Genomic DNA, 3,006 nt, shown 5'->3' with positions numbered 1-3,006 from the left:
GCTTCGAGACCGCTGCGGTCTCAGCGAGTCCCTCGATGGTCACCGCTTCGTAGGTGCCGGCGATGACGGCCGCGCGCATCGCCTCGAGCACAGACTGGCGCGCGGCTTCACTTCGGGGACGGGGCACTAGGACAGGCTACTGACTCCCTGGTCGAGCGTTCACCGTGGGGCGCCCAGAGAGTGCACCCACGGACACCTGCGACAGGTCGGAGCAGTACTCGCGCCCCCTGGACCGTGCCGACGATAGAGTCGCGGCATGGGGGATGATCTTCACGAACGGCGCGCTGCTCCCCCAGGCGGACGCGTCACGACGACGCGCGTCCCGACCCTCGCCCTCACTGTCTTCGGCTTCGTGCTCTTCACCGCAGTGATGGCTGCAGTGCAGGCGGTGATGATGATCCGTTACCTGCCTGATTCGCAAGCCTCCATCGGTTGGCTCATCCCGCTCATCATGATTCCGACGGTCATCACGGGCATCGTCTCGGGTCTGACCGCGGCACTCGGCGCGTTCGTTGAACGGTTCACGGCGCCGAGCTACCTCGACGCATCGAAGGTCGACCGAAGTATGGCCGTCGGAGCAGGCATCGGCGGATCCTTGGGCAGCATCCTCCTGCTGATCTACCTGAGCATCGTCTATCAGCACGGCGCCGGTCTGTGGATCCTCGTGCTGGGATACGCGGCGATCTTCGGCGCCTACGCGGGCTTCACCGCATTCTGGACTCGGCGCAGAACACCCACTCCTCAGCCGCCGGTGTGATCGACGCTGGGCGAAACGGCGTGCTTCCGTCAAGCTGGAATCATGCGCATCGTGGTGAGCGGGGCCGGTCTCGGCGGGCTCGTGCTCGCCCAGGCGCTGCGCGACCACGCCGAGGTCATCGTGCTCGACCGCGACGCGAATCCGGCCGACACCGGCGGTTACCGCATCGCGCTCACTCCCGAGGCGGTCGCTGTGATCGAGCGGCACGTCGCGGGGCGGCTCGTCGACCGCATCCGCTCTGTCTCCGACGGACCCGAGACGTTCTCGCAGTTCACGATCGCCGACTCGCGCCTGCGACCGATCGTCGTTGCGCCCGAGCCGCCTGGACAAGACCGGATGCTGTGCCAGCGCCGCGCGCTGCGTCAGATCTTCAGCGAAGATCTCGGCGAGCGCCTGCGATTCTCCTCGACCGTGACCTCAGCCGAAGCCCACGACGGCGGGGCGAGCGTCACTCTCGCGGACGGTTCGCGCATCGAGGCCGACCTGGTCGTCGCGGCGGATGGCACCCGCTCGGCGACTCTGCGCTCGATCACCCCCGACACGAGTTCGGACACCGGCCTGGTCGGCATCGCCGGGTCGACACCGCTCACCCGGCACGCCGTGTTTCCGCGCTACCTGCTGCACGGACCCGCCCTCGCCGTCGACCGTCACGGTGTCGGCATGTTCCTCTCGCTGACATCGCGCGGGTTGCGCGACATCCCACCCGAACTTACGGATGCCGTCGGCCCGCCGTCACTTGTGTGGGGTCTGATCGCCCGGCGCGACAGCATTGGTGCGGTGCAGACGGCATCCTCCGCCGAGCTCGTCGCGACGGCATCCGACCTCGTGGACCGCTGGACTCCGTGGATGCCGGGAGTGATTCGCGACTCCGATCCCGACCGCACTGCCGCTTTCTCGTTCCGCGCCGCCGACCCGAAGGCGCCGCGCTTTCCGTGGGGTCCCGGCCGTATCACCGCGATCGGTGATGCAGTGCACGCGATGCCTCCCACCGGCGGACGCGCCGGGTCGACCGCCATCCGCTCGGCCGGCGCACTCGCCGAAGCCCTCATCGCCGACTCTGACATCGACGTCGCCGTGGCTCGCTATCAGGCTCGGGTCGACGAGTGGGCCGTGCCCGCGATCGAGGAGTCGCTCGGTCTGGTGCGGGCGATCCGGGCTCTCGGCAACCCACTGGCTCAGCTCGCCGCCAGCCCGCTACTGGGGGTCGCCGGATGGATCGGTGCCGGCAGATATCGCCGCAGTCAAGCGGCGGGCACTGGACGATAGCGGTTCGCGACCGCTCCCGACGCGAACTCGCGGCGGTCGATGAGCTCGAGACGGGTGCGCTCGCTCAGTCCGTCGAGGAGTCTCGGCCCATGCCCCGCGATGACCGGATGCACGACGAACGTGTACTCGTCGATCAGCCCCAGCTCGGCGAGCGCGAGCGGCAGCGTCACGCCGCCGACCGACAGCCCCTCGCCCGGCTGCTGCTTCAGCTGGCGGACCGTCTCGGACAGGTCGCCCCGGATGAGCTCGGCGTTCCAGTCGACGGCATCCAGCGTGCGCGACACGACGTACTTCGGCACGCGGTCGATGGCCTCGGCGAACGGGACCTCCCACTCGCTCATCCAGTCGGGCCAGACTCCGGATGCGGGGCGACGCCACGCGCCCTCCATCATCTCGTAGGTTGTTCGGCCGTAGATGACGGCATCCGCCCGCTCCATCTCGGCGGTCCAGAAGCGCATCAGCTCCTCGTCGGGAGCGACGCCCGCCTCATGATGCACGCAGCCGTCGAGCGTGACGTTGATCGAATAACGCAGTGGTCTCATCTCGCCGATCTCCTTCGATGCGGGCGGTGGATGGTACGGGGTGGGACTCAGAGTACCGACGGGCCGCCGCTGAGGTAACCGTGCTGTCGCCGAGGAGGCCGCCGCGAATATGGTGAACGCATGCCCTCCAGCCAGCCTCGCGTCATCTCCGTTCGGGGCGGTCGCGTACGTCCCACTGGGTCGTGGCTGTACGTCTGGCTCGACTCCACCACGGGAGAGATCGTTCACGTGGGTGGCACAGGGTTCGATCCGGAATTGCGGGCGCATCTGCATCTGACGGGCGACGACCCGCAGCTCGGGCGAGTGCGTGCCACTGTGCCTCGATCCAGCGAGCGCGACTTCGACGTCCTCGCCTTCGAGCTGAGTGAACGAATCGACCGGCCACGTGCGAAGGAAGCCCTCACCCTCCGCCTCCTGGACTCCTTCAACGAGGTCGAACAC

At 68.2% G+C, this 3,006-nt stretch carries 4 protein-coding genes; 3 read left to right on the top strand and 1 reads right to left on the bottom strand.

What is annotated here, in order from left to right; genetic code table 11:
* The first annotated feature begins 256 nt into the window (after nt 1–256).
* Nucleotides 257–757 (top strand): hypothetical protein, encoded by a 501-nt coding sequence (locus ACESK8_RS17765; RefSeq protein ID WP_372969816.1) that lies wholly within the window; start codon nt 257–259, stop codon nt 755–757.
* Between the two features lie 42 nt (nt 758–799).
* On the top strand, nt 800–2,023 hold the full coding sequence (locus ACESK8_RS17760; RefSeq protein WP_372969815.1) for an FAD-dependent oxidoreductase: 1,224 nt from the start codon (nt 800–802) through the stop codon (nt 2,021–2,023).
* On the opposite strand, the gene ACESK8_RS17755 is transcribed toward ACESK8_RS17760, so the two are convergent.
* Nucleotides 1,999–2,565 (bottom strand): dihydrofolate reductase family protein, encoded by a 567-nt coding sequence (locus ACESK8_RS17755; RefSeq protein WP_372969814.1) that lies wholly within the window; start codon nt 2,563–2,565, stop codon nt 1,999–2,001. The two genes, ACESK8_RS17760 and ACESK8_RS17755, sit on opposite strands and share 25 nt — an antisense overlap.
* Nucleotides 2,566–2,685: 120 nt before the next feature.
* Between ACESK8_RS17755 and ACESK8_RS17750 the strand changes: the two genes are divergently transcribed.
* Nucleotides 2,686–3,006, top strand: a 321-nt coding sequence (locus ACESK8_RS17750) for a hypothetical protein (protein ID WP_372969813.1), incomplete at its 3' end; no start/stop codon positions are given.

Source organism: Microbacterium sp. (assembly GCF_041641055.1).
GTDB lineage: Bacteria > Actinomycetota > Actinomycetes > Actinomycetales > Microbacteriaceae > Microbacterium.
Note: the sequence above shows the minus strand (reverse complement) of the source record. Positions and strands in the feature narration are given on the sequence as shown.

What these genes read in the sequence shown, in the direction of transcription:
- ACESK8_RS17765 (WP_372969816.1), top strand. Translation starts at nt 257, where the DNA reads ATGGGGGATGATCTTCACGAACGGCGCGCTGCTCCCCCAGGCGGACGC.
- ACESK8_RS17760 (WP_372969815.1), top strand. Translation starts at nt 800, where the DNA reads ATGCGCATCGTGGTGAGCGGGGCCGGTCTCGGCGGGCTCGTGCTCGCC.
- ACESK8_RS17755 (WP_372969814.1), bottom strand. Translation starts at nt 2,565, where the DNA reads ATGAGACCACTGCGTTATTCGATCAACGTCACGCTCGACGGCTGCGTG.